The 20,484-nt window shown below is 55.1% G+C and carries 13 protein-coding genes, 6 tRNA genes and 3 rRNA genes (1 of these 22 cut by a window edge); all 22 read left to right on the forward strand.

Annotated features, from left to right (window positions below):
- A 16S ribosomal RNA gene (locus BW992_RS09940) occupies nucleotides 1-170 on the forward strand; it begins 1,367 nt to the left of the window's first position.
- A gap of 65 nt (nucleotides 171-235) precedes the next feature.
- Nucleotides 236-312 (forward strand) — tRNA-Ile (locus tag BW992_RS09945).
- 27 nt (nucleotides 313-339) lie between these two features.
- Nucleotides 340-415 (forward strand) — tRNA-Ala (locus tag BW992_RS09950).
- Nucleotides 416-666: 251 nt separating this feature from the next.
- Nucleotides 667-3,558, forward strand: a 23S ribosomal RNA gene (locus BW992_RS09955).
- Between the two features lie 159 nt (nucleotides 3,559-3,717).
- A 5S ribosomal RNA gene (gene rrf, locus BW992_RS09960) occupies nucleotides 3,718-3,833 on the forward strand.
- The 16S, 23S and 5S rRNA genes sit together here with 2 tRNA genes alongside, the layout of an rRNA operon.
- Before the next feature lie 133 nt (nucleotides 3,834-3,966).
- On the forward strand, nucleotides 3,967-4,923 hold the full coding sequence (gene birA / locus BW992_RS09965; protein WP_072432392.1) for a bifunctional biotin--[acetyl-CoA-carboxylase] ligase/biotin operon repressor BirA: 957 nt from the start codon (nucleotides 3,967-3,969) through the stop codon (nucleotides 4,921-4,923).
- Nucleotides 4,913-5,662, forward strand: a complete 750-nt coding sequence (locus BW992_RS09970) for a pantothenate kinase (protein ID WP_072399302.1) — start codon at nucleotides 4,913-4,915, stop codon at nucleotides 5,660-5,662. Before birA ends, BW992_RS09970 begins: the two co-directional genes overlap by 11 nt.
- A gap of 7 nt (nucleotides 5,663-5,669) precedes the next feature.
- The gene (locus BW992_RS27195; protein WP_072399300.1) at nucleotides 5,670-6,116 is read left to right on the forward strand and encodes a hypothetical protein; all 447 of its coding nucleotides are present in this window, start codon (nucleotides 5,670-5,672) and stop codon (nucleotides 6,114-6,116) included.
- Nucleotides 6,117-6,258: 142 nt separating this feature from the next.
- Nucleotides 6,259-6,343, forward strand: a tRNA-Tyr gene (locus BW992_RS09980).
- Nucleotides 6,344-6,366: 23 nt separating this feature from the next.
- Nucleotides 6,367-6,440, forward strand: a tRNA-Gly gene (locus BW992_RS09985).
- A gap of 26 nt (nucleotides 6,441-6,466) precedes the next feature.
- A tRNA-Thr gene (locus BW992_RS09990) sits at nucleotides 6,467-6,542 on the forward strand.
- Between the two features lie 84 nt (nucleotides 6,543-6,626).
- Complete coding sequence (gene tuf / locus BW992_RS09995; RefSeq protein ID WP_076406111.1) at nucleotides 6,627-7,820, forward strand: elongation factor Tu; 1,194 nt, start codon at nucleotides 6,627-6,629, stop codon at nucleotides 7,818-7,820.
- A gap of 53 nt (nucleotides 7,821-7,873) precedes the next feature.
- Nucleotides 7,874-7,949, forward strand: a tRNA-Trp gene (locus tag BW992_RS10000).
- A gap of 45 nt (nucleotides 7,950-7,994) precedes the next feature.
- Nucleotides 7,995-8,363 carry a preprotein translocase subunit SecE gene (secE, locus tag BW992_RS10005; protein WP_072399281.1) on the forward strand — a complete coding sequence of 123 codons (369 nt, stop codon included), beginning with the start codon at nucleotides 7,995-7,997 and terminating at the stop codon, nucleotides 8,361-8,363.
- Between the two features lie 9 nt (nucleotides 8,364-8,372).
- Nucleotides 8,373-8,906, forward strand: coding sequence for a transcription termination/antitermination protein NusG (gene nusG, locus BW992_RS10010; protein ID WP_010443972.1), 534 nt, complete (start codon nucleotides 8,373-8,375; stop codon nucleotides 8,904-8,906).
- Nucleotides 8,907-9,023: 117 nt separating this feature from the next.
- Nucleotides 9,024-9,455 carry a 50S ribosomal protein L11 gene (gene rplK, locus BW992_RS10015; RefSeq protein WP_003176435.1) on the forward strand — a complete coding sequence of 144 codons (432 nt, stop codon included), beginning with the start codon at nucleotides 9,024-9,026 and terminating at the stop codon, nucleotides 9,453-9,455.
- Complete coding sequence (gene rplA / locus BW992_RS10020; RefSeq protein WP_072399283.1) at nucleotides 9,455-10,150, forward strand: 50S ribosomal protein L1; 696 nt, start codon at nucleotides 9,455-9,457, stop codon at nucleotides 10,148-10,150. The genes rplK and rplA overlap by 1 nt, the downstream gene beginning before the upstream one ends.
- A gap of 198 nt (nucleotides 10,151-10,348) precedes the next feature.
- On the forward strand, nucleotides 10,349-10,849 hold the full coding sequence (gene rplJ, locus BW992_RS10025) for a 50S ribosomal protein L10 (protein ID WP_024776458.1): 501 nt from the start codon (nucleotides 10,349-10,351) through the stop codon (nucleotides 10,847-10,849).
- A gap of 79 nt (nucleotides 10,850-10,928) precedes the next feature.
- A complete protein-coding gene (rplL, locus tag BW992_RS10030) occupies nucleotides 10,929-11,294 on the forward strand; it encodes a 50S ribosomal protein L7/L12 (RefSeq protein ID WP_072399285.1) in 366 nt (121 codons plus the stop codon).
- A gap of 219 nt (nucleotides 11,295-11,513) precedes the next feature.
- Nucleotides 11,514-15,587, forward strand: a complete 4,074-nt coding sequence (gene rpoB / locus BW992_RS10035; protein WP_076406113.1) for a DNA-directed RNA polymerase subunit beta — start codon at nucleotides 11,514-11,516, stop codon at nucleotides 15,585-15,587.
- A gap of 64 nt (nucleotides 15,588-15,651) precedes the next feature.
- A complete protein-coding gene (gene rpoC / locus BW992_RS10040; RefSeq protein WP_072399289.1) occupies nucleotides 15,652-19,851 on the forward strand; it encodes a DNA-directed RNA polymerase subunit beta' in 4,200 nt (1,399 codons plus the stop codon).
- Nucleotides 19,852-20,067: 216 nt separating this feature from the next.
- Nucleotides 20,068-20,439: a 30S ribosomal protein S12 gene (gene rpsL / locus BW992_RS10045; protein WP_003186084.1), complete on the forward strand. Its 372-nt coding sequence runs from the start codon at nucleotides 20,068-20,070 to the stop codon at nucleotides 20,437-20,439.
- The last annotated feature ends 45 nt before the right edge of the window (nucleotides 20,440-20,484 follow it).

Below are 20,484 nucleotides of genomic sequence, written 5' to 3' on the forward strand. Positions count from 1 at the left end.
GAATACGTTCCCGGGCCTTGTACACACCGCCCGTCACACCATGGGAGTGGGTTGCACCAGAAGTAGCTAGTCTAACCTTCGGGGGGACGGTTACCACGGTGTGATTCATGACTGGGGTGAAGTCGTAACAAGGTAGCCGTAGGGGAACCTGCGGCTGGATCACCTCCTTAATCGACGACAGCAGCTGCTGCATGAGCTCCCACACGAATTGCTTGATTCATTGAAGAAGACGATTGGGTCTGTAGCTCAGTTGGTTAGAGCGCACCCCTGATAAGGGTGAGGTCGGCAGTTCGAATCTGCCCAGACCCACCAATTTCATGGTGTACCCTGTAGCGATACGGGGCCATAGCTCAGCTGGGAGAGCGCCTGCCTTGCACGCAGGAGGTCAGCGGTTCGATCCCGCTTGGCTCCACCATTACCGATTGGCACCAACGTTTAAAGCTTAGAAATGAGCATTCCACCGAACGGTGATGAATGTTGATTTCTAGTCTTTTGATTAGATCGTTCTTTAAAAATTTGGGTATGTGATAGAAAGATAGACTGGACGTTACTTTCACTGGTAACGGTTCAGGCTAAGGTAAAATTTGTGAGTTGCTCGTAGAGCAAGCGTACGAATTTTCGGCGAATGTCGTCTTCACAGTATAACCAGATTGCTTGGGGTTATATGGTCAAGTGAAGAAGCGCATACGGTGGATGCCTTGGCAGTCAGAGGCGATGAAAGACGTGGTAGCCTGCGAAAAGCTTCGGGGAGTCGGCAAACAGACTGTGATCCGGAGATGTCTGAATGGGGGAACCCAGCCATCACAAGATGGTTATCTTGCACTGAATACATAGGTGCAAGAGGCGAACCAGGGGAACTGAAACATCTAAGTACCCTGAGGAAAAGAAATCAACCGAGATTCCCTTAGTAGTGGCGAGCGAACGGGGACTAGCCCTTAAGCTTCTTTGATTTTAGCGGAACGCTCTGGAAAGTGCGGCCATAGTGGGTGATAGCCCTGTACGCGAAAGGATCTTAGAAGTGAAATCGAGTAGGACGGAGCACGAGAAACTTTGTCTGAATATGGGGGGACCATCCTCCAAGGCTAAATACTACTGACTGACCGATAGTGAACTAGTACCGTGAGGGAAAGGCGAAAAGAACCCCGGAGAGGGGAGTGAAATAGATCCTGAAACCGTATGCGTACAAGCAGTGGGAGCCCACTTTGTTGGGTGACTGCGTACCTTTTGTATAATGGGTCAGCGACTTATTTTCAGTGGCGAGCTTAACCGAATAGGGGAGGCGTAGCGAAAGCGAGTCTTAATAGGGCGTCTAGTCGCTGGGAATAGACCCGAAACCGGGCGATCTATCCATGGGCAGGTTGAAGGTTAGGTAACACTGACTGGAGGACCGAACCGACTACCGTTGAAAAGTTAGCGGATGACCTGTGGATCGGAGTGAAAGGCTAATCAAGCTCGGAGATAGCTGGTTCTCCTCGAAAGCTATTTAGGTAGCGCCTCATGTATCACTGTAGGGGGTAGAGCACTGTTTCGGCTAGGGGGTCATCCCGACTTACCAAACCGATGCAAACTCCGAATACCTACAAGTGCCGAGCATGGGAGACACACGGCGGGTGCTAACGTCCGTCGTGAAAAGGGAAACAACCCAGACCGTCAGCTAAGGTCCCAAAGTTATGGTTAAGTGGGAAACGATGTGGGAAGGCTTAGACAGCTAGGAGGTTGGCTTAGAAGCAGCCACCCTTTAAAGAAAGCGTAATAGCTCACTAGTCGAGTCGGCCTGCGCGGAAGATGTAACGGGGCTCAAACCATACACCGAAGCTACGGGTATCACGTAAGTGATGCGGTAGAGGAGCGTTCTGTAAGCCTGTGAAGGTGAGTTGAGAAGCTTGCTGGAGGTATCAGAAGTGCGAATGCTGACATGAGTAACGACAATGGGTGTGAAAAACACCCACGCCGAAAGACCAAGGTTTCCTGCGCAACGTTAATCGACGCAGGGTTAGTCGGTCCCTAAGGCGAGGCTGAAAAGCGTAGTCGATGGAAAACAGGTTAATATTCCTGTACTTCTGGTTATTGCGATGGAGGGACGGAGAAGGCTAGGCCAGCTTGGCGTTGGTTGTCCAAGTTTAAGGTGGTAGGCTGAAATCTTAGGTAAATCCGGGGTTTCAAGGCCGAGAGCTGATGACGAGTTACCCTCTGGGTGACGAAGTGGTTGATGCCATGCTTCCAAGAAAAGCTTCTAAGCTTCAGATAACCAGGAACCGTACCCCAAACCGACACAGGTGGTTGGGTAGAGAATACCAAGGCGCTTGAGAGAACTCGGGTGAAGGAACTAGGCAAAATGGCACCGTAACTTCGGGAGAAGGTGCGCCGGTGAGGGTGAAGCACTTGCTGCGTAAGCCCACGCCGGTCGAAGATACCAGGCCGCTGCGACTGTTTATTAAAAACACAGCACTCTGCAAACACGAAAGTGGACGTATAGGGTGTGACGCCTGCCCGGTGCCGGAAGGTTAATTGATGGGGTTAGCTAACGCGAAGCTCTTGATCGAAGCCCCGGTAAACGGCGGCCGTAACTATAACGGTCCTAAGGTAGCGAAATTCCTTGTCGGGTAAGTTCCGACCTGCACGAATGGCGTAACGATGGCGGCGCTGTCTCCACCCGAGACTCAGTGAAATTGAAATCGCTGTGAAGATGCAGTGTATCCGCGGCTAGACGGAAAGACCCCGTGAACCTTTACTATAGCTTTGCACTGGACTTTGAATTTGCTTGTGTAGGATAGGTGGGAGGCTTTGAAGCGTGGACGCCAGTCTGCGTGGAGCCATCCTTGAAATACCACCCTGGCAACTTTGAGGTTCTAACTCAGGTCCGTTATCCGGATCGAGGACAGTGTATGGTGGGTAGTTTGACTGGGGCGGTCTCCTCCTAAAGAGTAACGGAGGAGTACGAAGGTGCGCTCAGACCGGTCGGAAATCGGTCGTAGAGTATAAAGGCAAAAGCGCGCTTGACTGCGAGACAGACACGTCGAGCAGGTACGAAAGTAGGTCTTAGTGATCCGGTGGTTCTGTATGGAAGGGCCATCGCTCAACGGATAAAAGGTACTCCGGGGATAACAGGCTGATACCGCCCAAGAGTTCATATCGACGGCGGTGTTTGGCACCTCGATGTCGGCTCATCACATCCTGGGGCTGAAGCCGGTCCCAAGGGTATGGCTGTTCGCCATTTAAAGTGGTACGCGAGCTGGGTTTAGAACGTCGTGAGACAGTTCGGTCCCTATCTGCCGTGGACGTTTGAGATTTGAGAGGGGCTGCTCCTAGTACGAGAGGACCGGAGTGGACGAACCTCTGGTGTTCCGGTTGTCACGCCAGTGGCATTGCCGGGTAGCTATGTTCGGAAAAGATAACCGCTGAAAGCATCTAAGCGGGAAACTTGCCTCAAGATGAGATCTCACTGGAGCCTTGAGCTCCCTGAAGGGCCGTCGAAGACTACGACGTTGATAGGCAGGGTGTGTAAGCGCTGTGAGGCGTTGAGCTAACCTGTACTAATTGCCCGTGAGGCTTGACCATATAACACCCAAGCAATCTGTCGACTCGACAGAGACCAGATTGCGGTGTTGTGAAGACGAAACGAACCGAAAGTTCGAACGTGCTTGCAGGCAACACACAAACTATCGCATACCCATTCGCTGGAACGTGACCGTAAGGCACGCGCTGGCTACCGAATTTCTTGACGACCATAGAGCGTTGGAACCACCTGATCCCATCCCGAACTCAGAAGTGAAACGATGCATCGCCGATGGTAGTGTGGGGTTTCCCCATGTGAGAGTAGGTCATCGTCAAGATTAAATTCCGAAACCCCTATCTGCTGACGCAGGTAGGGGTTTTGTTTTGCCTTCAGGAAAGCGCCTTCTGTGTTTCTATGCAACCGTCTTGTGCATGGCTATCATGCGGGCCTCATTATCAGGGCGCGTTCGCATGCTCACGTTGCTAGAACTTCTGAAAGATGGCCGTTTCCATTCGGGGCAGGCATTAGGCGCTGCGCTCGGGATCAGCCGTAGTGCTGTGTGGAAACAATTGCAGCACCTGGAGGCGGAGCTTGGCTTGTCCATTCATAAGGTGCGGGGCAGGGGTTATCAATTGGCCAAGCCATTGCAGCTTCTGAATGCGGCTGAGATTGGCGCGCAAGAGTCTTGTGACTGGCCTGTTCATATATTTGATTCTATCGACTCCACCAATGCTGAGGCATTGCGGTCCATAGAGCGTGGGATGCACGCGCCATTCCTCATCCTGGCCGAGCGGCAAACTGCTGGGCGCGGTCGTCGTGGTAGGAAGTGGGTCAGCCCCTTTGCCGATAATCTCTATTACAGCTTGGTATTGCGCATTGATGGCGGCATGCGCCAGGTCGAAGGCCTAAGCCTCGCTGTTGGCCTTGCTGTTCTGCGTGCATTGCGTGATATGGGAGTGCTGGAGGCTGGGTTGAAATGGCCCAACGATTTATTAGTTGGTGATAAAAAAATCGCAGGTATCTTGCTTGAGCTGGTTGGCGATCCAGCAGATGTTTGTCACGTTGTTCTGGGGGTCGGTATCAATGTGAACATGCAGTCTGCAGATGAGGTGGATCAGCAATGGACCTCCATGAGCCTTGAGACGGGCAGAAACTTCAATCGGAATGAGCTTGTGGCGCGTTTGGGCGGCAGCCTTCGCCAATATCTGAGCCTGCATCAGGCGTCAGGGTTTTCGGCACTTCAGGCGGAGTGGGAGCGATATCATTTGTGGCAGGGGCGTTCCGTGTCGTTGGTTGCCGGCGCCAATCGCATTGATGGTGTTGTGCTGGGAGTCGATCGTCAGGGTGCGCTGCGTTTGAAGGTGGATGGTGTGGAAAGAATCTTTAGCGGTGGTGAGCTCAGCCTGAGGTTGCGTGATGATTCTTGAGCTCGATTGTGGCAACAGCTTTATTAAGTGGCGTGTTCTTCGCTCCGATGGCGTAACGCCTGTTGATGGGGGGGTAGTCGGTTCTGATGCTGATCTGCTGGCGAGTTTGAGTGGCTCGGGAAGATTCCAGCTTGCGAAGTGCCGCCTTGTCAGCGTGCGAACTCAAGAAGAAACGGAGTCGCTGGTTTCTTCGTTGGTTGACGCTTTTGGGATCTCTGTCGTAAGAGCAGTGCCTGCCCGGGAAATGGCTGGTGTCAGGAACGGCTACGAAGATTATGAGCGATTGGGGCTGGATCGATGGCTGGCGCTACTTGGAGGGTTTCATCTTGCCTCGAGTGCCTGCCTGGTGCTCGATTTTGGTACGGCCATTACGGCCGATTTCGTAGCGGCAGATGGGGGGCATCTGGGAGGGTTTATTTGTCCAGGTATGCCCTTGATGCGTAATCAGTTGCGTACCCATACCCGGCGAATTCGATATGACGATACGGCTGCCGAACGTGCTCATGAGAGTCTTGAGCCGGGGCGTACAACTGTAGAGGCGGTTGAGCGTGGGTGCATGTTGATGCTTAGGGGATTTGTGCTGACTCAGCTCGAATTGGCTCGACAGTACTGGGGAGAGGATTTCGTTGTGTTCCTGACGGGAGGGGATGCCAACCTGGTTGCGGGGGTTGTCCCGGATGCCAGGGTGGTCCCGGACTTGGTATTTGTCGGGCTCGCGATGGCCTGCCCTTTGTCTTGAGGTTCCTATGCGTTGGGTCTTTCTGCTCTTGCTTGTTTTAAACGCGTTCTACTACGTCTGGCATCAGCAGGAGGCCCCGCTTCGCGCTAAGGATGTCACTCCGCTGAATCTGTATCGTGGTTCGCAGCAGGATATTCATCTTCTGAGTGAAACGGCGGATGCGCTAGTAAGGAGGGATTTGGCCAGGCCAGGCGAGGCGCAAAGGAGCTGCTCCTATCTGGGTGGCTTCAATCGTTCAGAAACTGCCAGGCAGCTAGAGCAGAGGTTGCTAGCTTTGGGGGTCGTGGCTCGTGCTGCTTCTTCGAGTTCTCCTGAGGTGGGGGGATTCTGGGTCCAGGTTTCGCCAGAAAGTACTGTAAAGTTGAATGACATGTTGCTCCAAAACCTTTCCAAAGAATTCAATGAGTTAAAACATAAAATAATGCCTTGTGAGGGGGTTGCACCCACGGGGTAGTTTGCATAGAATGGCGCCCGCTTCGCAGCGAAGGCTTTTAACGGTTGAGGGTGCGAAGCGTGGTCAACGCATCTAACCTCAGGTTTTTAATGAGAAAATAGTTGACAGAAGGCTGGCATGATGTAGAATGCCGGCTCGCTTAGGAGGGGTTCCCGAGCGGCCAAAGGGATCAGACTGTAAATCTGACGTCTACGACTTCGAAGGTTCGAATCCTTCCCCCTCCACCAGTTTAGCGTGAGCTGCAAGCTCCGCGGGTATAGTTTAGTGGTAGAACCTCAGCCTTCCAAGCTGATGATGCGGGTTCGATTCCCGCTACCCGCTCCAAGTTTGCAGATTGTGCAAAGTGTTTTGCTCTTGTAGCTCAGTTGGTAGAGCACACCCTTGGTAAGGGTGAGGTCAGCGGTTCAAATCCGCTCAAGAGCTCCATATAACAAGGCAGATATGAAAATATCTGCCTTTGTTTTAATGGTTAGTGTGACTTGCTAATTTCTTCTCCTAGGGGTGATTTCGATGGCTAAGGAAAAGTTCGAACGTAATAAGCCGCACGTCAACGTTGGCACCATTGGTCACGTCGACCACGGTAAAACCACGCTGACCGCTGCTCTGACTCGTGTCTGCTCCGAAGTCTTCGGCTCGGCCAAGGTTGATTTCGACAAGATCGACAGCGCCCCTGAAGAGAAAGCTCGCGGTATCACCATCAACACCGCTCACGTTGAATACGATTCGGCCGTGCGTCACTACGCACACGTTGACTGCCCAGGTCACGCCGACTACGTAAAAAACATGATCACTGGTGCTGCCCAGATGGATGGCGCGATCTTGGTTTGCTCGGCCGCTGATGGTCCGATGCCGCAAACCCGTGAGCACATCCTGCTGTCCCGTCAGGTAGGCGTTCCGTACATCGTTGTCTTCCTGAACAAGGCTGACATGGTTGACGACGCTGAGCTGCTGGAACTGGTTGAGATGGAAGTGCGCGACCTGCTGAGCACTTACGACTTCCCAGGTGATGACACCCCGATCATCGTTGGTTCCGCGCTGATGGCCCTGAATGGCCAAGACGACAACGAAATGGGCACCACTGCTGTCAAGAAGCTGGTGGAAACTCTGGACAGCTACATCCCAGAGCCAGAGCGTGCTATCGACAAGCCGTTCCTGATGCCGATCGAAGACGTATTCTCGATCTCCGGTCGTGGTACCGTTGTGACTGGTCGTGTTGAGCGTGGCATCGTCCGTATCCAGGAAGAAGTCGAGATCGTCGGCCTGCGCGACACTCAGAAAACTACCTGCACCGGCGTTGAAATGTTCCGCAAGCTGCTGGACGAAGGTCGTGCTGGCGAGAACTGCGGCGTGCTGCTGCGTGGTACCAAGCGTGACGACGTAGAACGTGGTCAGGTTCTGGTCAAGCCAGGCACCGTCAAGGCTCACACCAAGTTCACCGCAGAAGTTTACGTTCTGAGCAAGGAAGAAGGCGGTCGTCACACTCCGTTCTTCAAAGGCTACCGTCCACAGTTCTACTTCCGTACAACTGACGTGACTGGTAACTGCGAGCTGCCAGAAGGCGTTGAAATGGTAATGCCAGGTGACAACATCCAGATGACTGTCACCCTGATCAAGCCGATCGCGATGGAAGATGGTCTGCGTTTCGCTATCCGTGAAGGCGGTCGTACCGTCGGCGCTGGCGTCGTCGCCAAAGTCATCGAGTAAACGGTTGTAATGTCTTTTTCGGGCCGGCATAATGGTCGGCCTGATTTTGTTTTAGGTCAGTAGCTCAATTGGCAGAGCGACGGTCTCCAAAACCGTAGGTTGGGGGTTCGATTCCCTCCTGACCTGCCAGATTCACTCGATGTGTCTGGCTTTCTTTTCACAGGATCTTCATAGATGACTCCTAAAGCTGAAGCTCAAAGCTCTCGCTTCGATCTGCTCAAGTGGCTAGTGGTAGTCGCTTTGGTGGTTGTTGGCGTTGTTGGCAATCAGTATTACTCTGCATCGCCGATCCTGTATCGTGTACTGGCATTGCTTGCCATTGCTGCTGTTGCTGCCTTTGTGGGTTTGCAGACGGCCAAGGGTAAGTCTTTCTTTGTACTCGCTAAGGAAGCTCGAACCGAGATCCGTAAAGTCGTATGGCCAACTCGCCAGGAAACCACTCAGACCACGTTGATTGTCGTGGCTGTTGTTTTGGTGATGGCGTTGCTGTTGTGGGGGCTTGATTCCCTGCTCGGTTGGCTTGTTTCCTTGATTGTTGGCTAAGGGTGTCCCGTGGCTAAGCGTTGGTACGTTGTGCATGCTTACTCGGGTTACGAGAAGCATGTCATGCGCTCTCTGATAGAGCGTGTAAAGCTGGCTGGCATGGAAGATGGCTTTGGCGAGATTCTGGTCCCCACTGAAGAAGTGGTTGAGATGCGTAATGGCCAGAAGCGCAAAAGTGAACGCAAGTTCTTTCCAGGTTACGTGCTGGTGCAGATGGATATGAACGAAGGGACTTGGCACTTGGTCAAGGATACCCCTCGCGTCATGGGCTTCATTGGTGGTACTGCTGATAAGCCGGCACCTATTACAGATAAAGAAGCAGAGGCGATTCTGCGTCGCGTCGCTGATGGTAGCGACAAGCCTAAGCCTAAGACGTTGTTTGAGCCTGGTGAGGTTGTACGAGTCACCGATGGTCCATTCGCTGATTTTAATGGCACGGTTGAAGAAGTTAACTACGAAAAGAGCCGGATTCAGGTCGCGGTGCTCATTTTCGGTCGCTCTACTCCGGTGGAGCTGGAGTTCAGTCAGGTCGAAAAGGTCTGATTGGGCAAGCATCCCAACCCCACAGCCCAAGGCTGTGGGGTTTTGTCGTCACTGGGATAAACGCGCAAGTAACCGGGGAGCCTTTCGAGGCGTTTGAACCCGTAATTGGAGTGCCTCATGGCCAAGAAGATTACCGCTTACATCAAGCTGCAAGTGAAGGCCGCTCAGGCTAACCCAAGCCCACCCGTTGGTCCTGCCCTGGGCCAACACGGTGTCAACATCATGGAATTCTGCAAGGCCTTCAACGCCCGTACTCAGGGTCTTGAGCCGGGTCTGCCGACTCCAGTGATCATCACTGTATACAGCGACCGTAGCTTCACTTTTGAAACAAAAAGCACACCTGCTTCGGTACTGCTGAAGAAGGCAGCAGGTTTGACCAGCGGTTCCGCCCGTCCGAACACCGTTAAGGTTGGCACTGTTACCCGTGCTCAGCTGGAAGAGATCGCGAAAACCAAAAACGCGGATCTGACTGCAGCTGATATGGATGCAGCCGTGCGTACTATCGCCGGTTCTGCTCGTAGCATGGGCCTTAACGTGGAGGGTGTGTAATGGCTAAGCTGACCAAGCGTCAAAAGGCTATCGCCAGCAAGATCGAAGCAGGCAAGGCCTACAACTTTGTAGATGCCGCCGCACTGCTGGCTGAGCTGTCGACTGTCAAGTTCAGCGAGTCGTTCGACGTTGCTGTTAACCTGGGTGTTGATCCACGTAAATCCGACCAGGTCGTTCGTAGCGCTACCGTGCTGCCACATGGCACTGGTAAGACCGTTCGCGTCGCTGTCTTCACCCAGGGCCCAGCAGCCGAAGCTGCTCTGGCTGCCGGTGCAGATCGTGTAGGCATGGACGATCTGGCTGCCGAAATGAAAGCTGGCGAGCTGAACTATGACGTTGTCATCGCATCCCCTGATGCCATGCGCGTTGTAGGTCAACTGGGCCAGATTCTCGGTCCTCGTGGCCTGATGCCTAACCCTAAGGTCGGCACCGTTACGCCAGACGTAGCTACCGCGGTTAAAAACGCCAAGGCTGGTCAGGTTCGTTATCGCACCGACAAGAACGGCATTATCCACACCTCCGTTGGCAAGATCGGCTTCGATGCCGTCAAGCTGAAGGAAAACGTTGAAGCCCTGATCGCTGACCTGAAGCGTATCAAGCCGGCCTCCTCGAAAGGTATCTACGTCAAGCGCGTTACCCTGAGCACCACTATGGGCCCAGGTCTGGTCATCGACCAGAGCTCGCTCGACGCGTAAGACTCGAATTGGCGCAAGCGATTGCGCCAATTGAAAAATTGGGGTCCCTGCCTGGCGGGGGCTATCCAAGACCGTAGGCGACGCAAGTCTTAAACCACAAGCCTACGCAGATGGTGCTCCCGGTTCCTTACCGAATCAGACACCAAAACGACATTCGGTTTCGACCGGATGAAACGGTAACAAGCAGGAGTTAAACCCGTGGCAATTAAACTCGAAGACAAGAAGGCCATCGTCGCTGAAGTCAACGAGGCTGCCAAAGTCGCTCTGTCCGCTGTCGTGGCTGATGCCCGTGGCGTAACAGTAGGCGCTATGACCGGACTCCGTAAAGAGGCCCGCGAAGCTGGCGTTTACGTACGTGTAGTACGTAACACCCTGCTCAAGCGCGCTGTTGAAGGCACTCAATATGACGTGCTCAACGACGCGTTCGTCGGCCCGACCCTAATCGCATTCTCGAAGGAACATCCGGGCGCTGCTGCTCGTATCTTCAAAGAGTTCGCCAAGGGTCAGGACAAGTTCGAGATCAAGGCAGCTGCGTTCGAGGGCAAGTTCCTCGCAGCAAACCAAATCGACGTGCTGGCAACTCTGCCGACCCGTGACGAAGCAATTTCTCAGCTGATGAGCGTGATTCAAGGCGCTACCAGCAAGTTGGCTCGTACTCTGGCGGCAATTCGCGATCAGAAAGAAGCTGCTGCAGCCTGAGGCTGAGCGTTTCCTTTCTCGCGTATTTTTGTTTATTTCGATGGCCGTGCCGGCTATCCCCCAATTCAGGAATTGAGTCATGTCTCTGACTAACGAACAAATCATCGAAGCAATCGGCGAAAAATCCGTAATGGAAATCGTTGAGCTGATCAAGGCAATGGAAGAGAAGTTCGGCGTTACCGCTGCTGCTGCTACCGTTGCTGCTGCTGGTCCAGCTGCTGTTGTTGAAGAACAAACTGAGTTCAACGTTGTTCTGGCTGCCGCTGGCGACAAGAAAGTAAACGTGATCAAGGCTGTTCGCGAACTGACCGGTCTGGGTCTGAAAGAAGCCAAGGAGAAGGTTGACACCGCTCCTCAGGTTATCGCTGAAGGCGTTAGCAAAGAAGCTGCTGAAGACGCGAAGAAGAAGCTGGAAGAAGCAGGCGCTACCGTCGAAATCAAGTAATTTCGACCTTGCGTCTCCAGCCCGAGCGTCGAGCGAAAGGCTGATGGCTGGTGGCTTTTGCCACCGGCCTTTTTCCGTTATTGGCAGCCGACTGGGTCGGTGCTGATAACGAGCTGTAACCACCCGAGGCGGTGGCGCAAACCATGGGGTTTGCACGATTTTCTGGCTGCTCCCGTCGGGAGGGGCCAAACAAGCAGGTGACCAAGCTGGGGAACGCTGATGGCTTACTCATATACTGAGAAAAAACGTATCCGCAAGGACTTTAGCAAGTTGCCGGACGTCATGGATGTGCCGTACCTCCTGGCCATCCAGCTGGATTCGTATCGTGAATTCTTGCAAGCGGGAGCGACTAAAGATCAGTTCCGCGACGTGGGCCTGCATGCGGCCTTCAAATCCGTTTTCCCGATCATCAGCTACTCCGGCAATGCTGCGCTGGAGTATGTCGGTTATCGCCTGGGCGAACCGGCATTTGATGTCAAAGAATGCGTATTGCGCGGTGTGACTTACGCCGTACCTTTGCGGGTAAAAGTGCGCCTGATCATTTTCGACAAAGAGTCGTCGAACAAAGCGATCAAGGACATCAAAGAGCAAGAAGTCTACATGGGTGAAATCCCCCTGATGACTGAAAACGGTACCTTCGTTATCAACGGTACCGAGCGTGTAATCGTTTCCCAGCTGCACCGTTCTCCAGGCGTGTTCTTCGATCACGACCGCGGCAAGACGCACAGCTCCGGCAAGCTGCTTTACTCTGCACGTATCATTCCTTACCGCGGCTCCTGGCTGGACTTCGAGTTCGACCCTAAAGACTGTGTATTCGTGCGTATCGACCGTCGTCGCAAGCTGCCTGCATCGGTATTGCTGCGGGCCCTCGGTTATACCACCGAGGAAGTCCTCGACGCGTTCTACACCACCAACGTCTTCCACGTGCAGGGCGAAAACCTCAGCCTGGAGCTGGTGCCTCAGCGCCTGCGCGGTGAAATCGCGGTCCTGGATATCCAGGATGACAAAGGCAAGGTCATTGTCGAGCAAGGTCGTCGTATTACCGCTCGTCATATCAACCAGCTGGAAAAGGCCGGAATCAAAGAGCTGCAGGTGCCTATGGACTACGTCCTTGGGCGCACCACGGCCAAGGCCATCGTTCACCCGGCCACCGGCGAGATCCTGGCAGAGTGCAATACCGAGCTGAGCACCGAAATCCTGGCGAAGATCGTCAAGGCTCAGGTCGTTCGCATCGAGACGCTGTACACCAACGATATCGATTGCGGTCCGTTTATTTCCGATACGTTGAAGATCGACTCCACCGGTAACCAACTGGAGGCTCTGGTCGAGATCTACCGCATGATGCGTCCTGGCGAGCCGCCAACCAAGGATGCCGCCGAGACCCTGTTCAACAACCTGTTCTTCAGTCCTGAGCGCTATGACCTGTCTGCGGTCGGCCGGATGAAGTTCAACCGTCGTATCGGTCGCACCGAAATCGAAGGTTCGGGCGTTCTGAACAAGGACGACATCGTTGCGGTGCTCAAGACCTTGGTCGACATCCGTAACGGCAAGGGCATTGTCGACGACATCGACCACCTGGGTAACCGCCGTGTTCGCTGCGTAGGCGAAATGGCCGAGAACCAGTTCCGCGTAGGCCTGGTGCGTGTAGAGCGCGCGGTCAAGGAACGCCTGTCGATGGCTGAAAGCGAAGGCTTGATGCCTCAGGACCTGATCAACGCCAAGCCGGTAGCGGCCGCGGTGAAAGAGTTCTTCGGCTCGAGCCAGCTGTCCCAGTTCATGGGCCAGAACAACCCGCTCTCCGAGATCACTCACAAGCGTCGTGTTTCCGCGCTCGGCCCAGGTGGTCTGACTCGTGAGCGTGCGGGCTTCGAAGTTCGTGACGTACACCCGACCCACTACGGTCGTGTATGCCCGATCGAAACGCCGGAAGGTCCGAACATCGGTCTGATCAACTCCTTGGCTGCCTATGCCCGCACCAACCAGTACGGCTTCCTGGAAAGCCCGTACCGCGTGGTGAAAGAAGGTCTGGTAACCGACGAGATCGTGTTCCTGTCCGCCATCGAAGAGGCCGATCACGTGATCGCCCAGGCTTCGGCGACCATGAACGAAAAAGGTCAGCTGACCGACGAGTTGGTGGCCGTCCGTCACCTGAACGAGTTCACCGTCAAGGCGCCGGAAGATGTCACCTTGATGGACGTTTCGCCCAAGCAGGTGGTTTCGGTTGCGGCCTCTTTGATTCCATTCCTGGAACACGACGACGCCAACCGTGCATTGATGGGCTCGAACATGCAGCGTCAGGCTGTACCAACCCTGCGTGCCGACAAGCCGCTGGTAGGTACCGGCATGGAGCGTAACGTTGCCCGTGACTCCGGCGTTTGTGTCGTTGCTCGTCGTGGTGGTGTGATCGACTCCGTCGATGCCAGCCGTATCGTGGTTCGTGTTGCGGATGATGAAGTCGAGCCAGGCGAAGCCGGTGTCGACATCTACAACCTGACCAAGTACACCCGCTCCAACCAGAACACCTGCATCAACCAGCGTCCGCTGGTGAGCAAGGGTGATCGGGTTCAGCGCAGCGACATCATGGCCGACGGTCCGTCCACCGACATGGGTGAATTGGCACTGGGCCAAAACATGCGCATCGCGTTCATGGCGTGGAACGGCTTCAACTTCGAAGACTCCATCTGCCTGTCCGAACGTGTAGTGCAGGAAGACCGCTTCACCACGATCCACATTCAGGAACTGACCTGTGTGGCTCGTGATACCAAGCTTGGCCCGGAAGAAATCACCGCGGACATCCCGAACGTGGGTGAAGCTGCGCTGAACAAGCTGGACGAAGCCGGTATCGTTTATGTGGGTGCTGAAGTAGGCGCTGGCGACATCCTGGTTGGTAAGGTGACTCCGAAAGGCGAAACCCAGCTGACTCCGGAAGAAAAACTGCTGCGCGCCATTTTCGGTGAGAAAGCCAGCGACGTTAAGGACACCTCCCTGCGCGTGCCAACCGGCACCAAGGGCACCGTCATTGACGTGCAGGTCTTCACTCGCGACGGCGTTGAGCGTGATGCTCGTGCCTTGTCCATCGAGAAGACCCAGCTCGACGAGATCCGCAAGGACCTGAACGAAGAGTTCCGTATCGTTGAAGGTGCAACTTTCGAACGTCTGCGCTCCGCCCTGGTCGGCCACAAGGCTGAAGGTGGCGCTGGCCTGAAGAAAGGTCAGGAAATCACCGACGAAGTTCTCGACGGTCTCGAGCATGGCCAGTGGTTCAAACTGCGCATGGCCGAAGACGCGCTGAACGAACAACTCGAAAAGGCCCAGGCCTATATCGTTGATCGTCGCCGTCTGCTGGATGACAAGTTCGAAGACAAGAAGCGCAAGCTGCAGCAGGGCGATGACCTGGCTCCAGGCGTGTTGAAAATCGTCAAGGTTTACCTGGCAATCCGTCGTCGCATCCAGCCGGGCGACAAGATGGCCGGTCGTCACGGTAACAAGGGTGTGGTCTCCGTGATCATGCCGGTTGAAGACATGCCGCACGATGCCAACGGCACCCCTGTCGACGTGGTCCTCAACCCGCTGGGCGTACCTTCGCGTATGAACGTCGGTCAGATCCTTGAAACTCACCTGGGTCTCGCGGCCAAAGGGTTGGGCGAGAAGATCAACCGCATGCTCGAAGAGCAGCGCAAGGTCGCTGACCTGCGCAAGTTCCTGCACGAGATCTACAACGAGATCGGCGGTCGTAACGAAGATCTTGATAGCTTCTCCGACCAGGAGATCCTGGATCTGGCGAAGAACCTCAAGGGCGGCGTTCCAATGGCCACTCCGGTATTCGACGGTGCCAAGGAAGTTGAAATCAAGGCCATGCTGAAACTGGCTGACCTGCCAGAAAGCGGCCAGATGCAGCTGTTCGATGGTCGTACCGGCAACAAGTTCGAGCGCCCGGTTACCGTTGGCTACATGTACATGCTGAAGCTGAACCACTTGGTGGACGACAAGATGCACGCTCGTTCTACCGGTTCTTACAGCCTGGTTACCCAGCAACCGCTGGGTGGTAAGGCGCAGTTCGGTGGTCAGCGTTTCGGGGAGATGGAGGTCTGGGCACTGGAAGCGTACGGTGCTGCATACACTCTGCAAGAAATGCTCACAGTGAAGTCGGACGATGTGAACGGCCGGACCAAGATGTACAAGAACATCGTGGACGGCGATCACCGTATGGAGCCGGGCATGCCCGAGTCTTTCAACGTGTTGATCAAGGAAATTCGTTCCCTCGGCATCGATATCGATCTGGAAACCGAATAACACGTGACGCGAATCGAGAGCGGGGCTGTTTAGCCCGCTCTCTGCTCCGCCAGGAGGAAAGGCCTTGAAAGACCTACTGAATTTGCTGAAAAACCAGGGTCAAGTCGAAGAGTTCGACGCCATCCGTATCGGATTGGCCTCGCCTGAGATGATCCGTTCGTGGTCGTTCGGTGAAGTAAAAAAGCCGGAAACCATCAACTACCGTACGTTCAAGCCTGAGCGTGACGGCCTGTTCTGCGCCAAGATCTTTGGCCCGGTAAAGGACTACGAGTGCCTGTGCGGTAAGTACAAGCGCTTGAAGCATCGTGGCGTGATCTGCGAGAAGTGCGGCGTTGAAGTTGCGCTGGCAAAAGTTCGTCGTGAGCGCATGGCGCACATCGAGCTGGCGTCGCCGGTTGCCCATATCTGGTTCCTGAAGTCACTGCCGTCCCGTATCGGCCTGCTGATGGACATGACCCTGCGTGATATCGAGCGTGTTCTCTATTTCGAGAGCTATGTCGTTATCGATCCAGGCATGACCACCCTTGAAAAAGGTCAGCTGCTCAACGACGAGCAGTACTTCGAAGCGTTGGAAGAGTTCGGTGATGACTTCGATGCCCGCATGGGTGCCGAAGCTGTCCGTGAACTGCTGCACGCTATCGACCTGGAGCACGAGATTGGTCGCCTGCGTGAAGAGATTCCGCAAACCAACTCCGAAACCAAGATCAAGAAGCTGTCCAAGCGTCTGAAGTTGATGGAAGCTTTCCAGGGTTCCGGCAACCTGCCAGAGTGGATGGTGCTGACCGTTCTGCCGGTGCTGCCGCCAGATCTGCGTCCTCTGGTTCCGCTCGATGGCGGTCGTTTCGCGACTTCCGACCTCAACGACCTGTATCGTCGAGTGATCAACCGTAACAACCGTTTGAAGCGCCTGCTTGACCTGTCCGCCCCGGACATCATCGTGCGCAACGAAAAGCGTATGTTGCAGGAGGCGGTCGACGCGTTGCTCGACAACGGTCGTCGCGGCCGCGCTATCACCGGTTCCAACAAGCGTCCTCTGAAATCCCTGGCTGACATGATCAAGGGCAAGCAGGGTCGTTTCCGTCAGAACTTGCTCGGTAAGCGCGTTGACTACTCCGGTCGTTCGGTTATTACCGTTGGTCCGACCCTGCGCCTGCATCAGTGCGGCCTGCCTAAGAAAATGGCTCTGGAGCTGTTCAAGCCGTTCATTTTCGGCAAGCTGGAGATGCGTGGTCTCGCTACCACCATCAAAGCGGCCAAGAAGATGGTCGAGCGCGAGTTGCCAGAGGTCTGGGACGTTCTCGCCGAAGTAATTCGCGAACACCCCGTGCTGCTCAACCGTGCGCCGACCCTTCACCGTCTGGGTATCCAGGCGTTCGAACCAGTACTGATCGAAGGTAAGGCTATTCAGCTGCACCCGCTGGTCTGTGCTGCGTACAACGCCGACTTCGACGGCGACCAGATGGCCGTTCACGTACCGCTGACGCTGGAAGCCCAGCTCGAAGCGCGTGCGCTGATGATGTCGACCAACAACATCCTGTCGCCCGCCAACGGTGAGCCAATCATCGTTCCTTCGCAGGACGTTGTATTGGGTCTCTATTACATGACTCGTGAAGCGATCAACGCCAAGGGCGAAGGTCGTGTGTTCGCGGACCTGCAGGAAGTTGACCGCGTGTTCCGTGCTGGCGAAGCCGCACTGCACGCCAAGGTCAAGGTTCGCATCAACGAAACCGTGAACGATCGCGATGGCAACAGCGTGACCAACACTCGTATCGTCGACACTACTGTCGGCCGTGCGCTGTTGTTCCAGGTTGTGCCGAAAGGTCTGTCCTTCGACGTCGTCAACCTGCCAATGAAGAAAAAGGCGATCTCCAAGCTGATCAACCAGTGCTATCGCGTGGTTGGTCTGAAAGAGACCGTGATCTTCGCTGACCAGCTGATGTATACCGGTTTCGCCTATTCGACCATTTCCGGTGTCTCCATCGGTGTTAACGACTTCGTTATCCCGGATGAAAAGGCCCGCATCATCGGTACCGCTACCGAAGAAGTGAAAGAGATCGAAAGTCAGTACGCCTCCGGCCTGGTAACCCAGGGCGAGAAGTACAACAAGGTGATCGACCTGTGGTCCAAGGCCAACGATGAAGTATCCAAGGCGATGATGGCCAACCTCTCGAAAGAGAAAGTCATCGATCGGCATGGCGACGAAGTCGAGCAGGAATCTTTCAACTCGATGTACATGATGGCCGACTCGGGCGCGCGGGGTTCTGCTGCGCAGATTCGTCAGCTCGCCGGTATGCGTGGTCTGATGGCCAAGCCGGACGGCTCCATCATCGAGACGCCAATCACCGCGAACTTCCGTGAGGGCTTGAGCGTACTCCAGTACTTCATCTCCACTCACGGTGCTCGTAAGGGTCTTGCGGATACCGCGTTGAAAACGGCGAACTCCGGTTACCTGACTCGTCGTCTGGTAGACGTTGCGCAGGATCTGGTTGTGACCGAGATCGATTGCGGCACCGAGCATGGCCTGCTCATGACCCCTCACATTGAAGGTGGTGATGTTGTAGAGCCGTTGGGTGAGCGCGTATTGGGTCGTGTAATTGCCCGTGATGTGTTCAAGCCAGGTACCGAGGACGTCATCGTTCCTGCCGGTACTCTGGTCGACGAAAAGTGGGTCGAATTCATCGAGCTCAACAGCATCGACGAAGTGATCGTGCGTTCGCCGATCAGCTGCGAAACCCGCTACGGCATCTGCGCCAAGTGCTACGGTCGCGACCTGGCTCGTGGTCACCAGGTGAACATCGGTGAAGCAGTCGGCGTTATCGCTGCCCAATCCATCGGTGAGCCGGGTACCCAGCTGACGATGCGTACGTTCCACATCGGTGGTGCTGCAAGCCGGACCTCCGCGGCCGACAGTGTCCAGGTGAAGAATGGCGGTACTGTCCGCCTGCACAACCTGAAGCACGTCGAGCGAGTGGACGGTCATCTGGTTGCCGTATCGCGTTCCGGCGAGCTGGCGATCGCTGACGACTTCGGTCGTGAGCGTGAGCGCTACAAGCTGCCGTACGGTGCCGTGATTTCGGTCAAGGAAGGTGACAAGGTCGACGCTGGCGCCATCGTCGCCAAGTGGGATCCGCACACTCACCCAATCGTCACCGAGATGAAAGGTACCGTGACCTATGTGGGCATGGAAGAGGGCATCACGATCAAGCGTCAGACCGACGAATTGACCGGTATGACCAACATCGAAGTGCTCGATGTCAAAGACCGTCCAGCTGCCGGCAAGGACATCCGTCCTGCCGTGAAGATGGTCGACGACAACGGCAAGGACCTGTTGCTGCCAGGTACTGACGTAATCGCCCAGTACTTCCTGCCCGCCAACGCCCTGGTCGGTGTTGCGGACGGCGCGCGGATCGCGATCGGTGACGTTATCGCTCGTATCCCGCAGGAAACTTCGAAAACCCGTGACATCACCGGTGGTCTGCCGCGTGTTGCCGACCTGTTCGAAGCCCGTCGTCCGAAGGAAGCTTCGATTCTGGCTGAAGTCAGCGGCACCATCGCGTTCGGTAAGGAGACCAAGGGCAAGCGCCGTCTGGTCATTACTCCGAACGACGGTAGCGATCCGTACGAAGAGTTGATTCCGAAGTGGCGTCACCTGAACGTCTTCGAAGGCGAACAGGTAAACCGCGGCGAAGTTATCTCCGACGGTCCGAGCGATCCTCACGACATCCTGCGTCTGCTGGGCGTGAGTGCGCTGGCCAAGTACATCGTGAACGAGATCCAGGACGTTTATCGTCTGCAAGGCGTGAAGATCAACGACAAGCACATCGAGACCATCCTGCGTCAGATGCTGCGTAAAGTTGAGATCACCGAGTCCGGCGATTCCAGCTTCATCAAGGGCGACCAGATGGAACTGACTCACGTGCTGGTGGAGAACGAGCGTCTGGCGGCCGAAGACAAGTTCGTCTCCAAGTTCACTCGTGTGCTGCTGGGTATCACCAAGGCATCGCTGTCCACCGAATCGTTCATCTCGGCGGCTTCCTTCCAGGAAACCACTCGAGTACTGACCGAGGCGGCGGTTACCGGCAAGCGCGACTACCTGCGCGGCCTGAAAGAAAACGTGGTCGTGGGGCGTCTGATCCCGGCTGGTACAGGTTTGGCCTATCACAGTGAGCGTAAGCGTCGCCGTGATGCAGACAAGCCACTGCGCGTAAGCGCCAGTGAAGTGGAAGCTGCACTGACCGAAGCGTTGAACTCGAGTGGTAACTGAGTTCTGCGGTAATTGAGTGCCTGGCCCTGATCATCCCGTTCGGCGGATCGAGACAAAATGTCGAGATTCGGCGGGCGGGGAGGTCGGGGCCTTGCCTTGACTGGGGGCAAGATCCTCTTTAGACTCTTGATCCCCTAAATTTGGCGGGAATACGTTCCTGCCATTTTGCTTTTCTTGTAAGACAATAGCGTCGCAAGACAACAGTGGAGCTAGTAGATGGCAACTATCAACCAGCTGGTACGTCAGCCGCGTAAGCGTATCGTCGAGAAATCCGACGTGCCTGCGCTGCAGAACTGCCCGCAACGTCGTGGCGTATGCACCCGTGTGTATACCACCACGCCGAAAAAACCTAACTCGGCACTGCGTAAGGTATGCCGTGTGCGTCTGACCAACGGTTTCGAGGTTTCCTCGTACATCGGCGGTGAAGGCCACAACCTGCAGGAACACAGCGTGGTTCTGATCCGTGGCGGTCGTGTAAAAGACTTGCCAGGTGTTCGTTATCACACCGTTCGCGGCTCCTTGGATACCTCCGGCGTCAAAGGTCGTAACCAGGGTCGTTCGAAGTACGGTACCAAGCGTCCGAAGTAATCGGTCGTTCTGCAGTTTTTCATTTTTATTGAGTCGATAAGAGTA

The organism is Pseudomonas sp. 7SR1, assembly GCF_900156465.1.
GTDB lineage: Bacteria > Pseudomonadota > Gammaproteobacteria > Pseudomonadales > Pseudomonadaceae > Aquipseudomonas.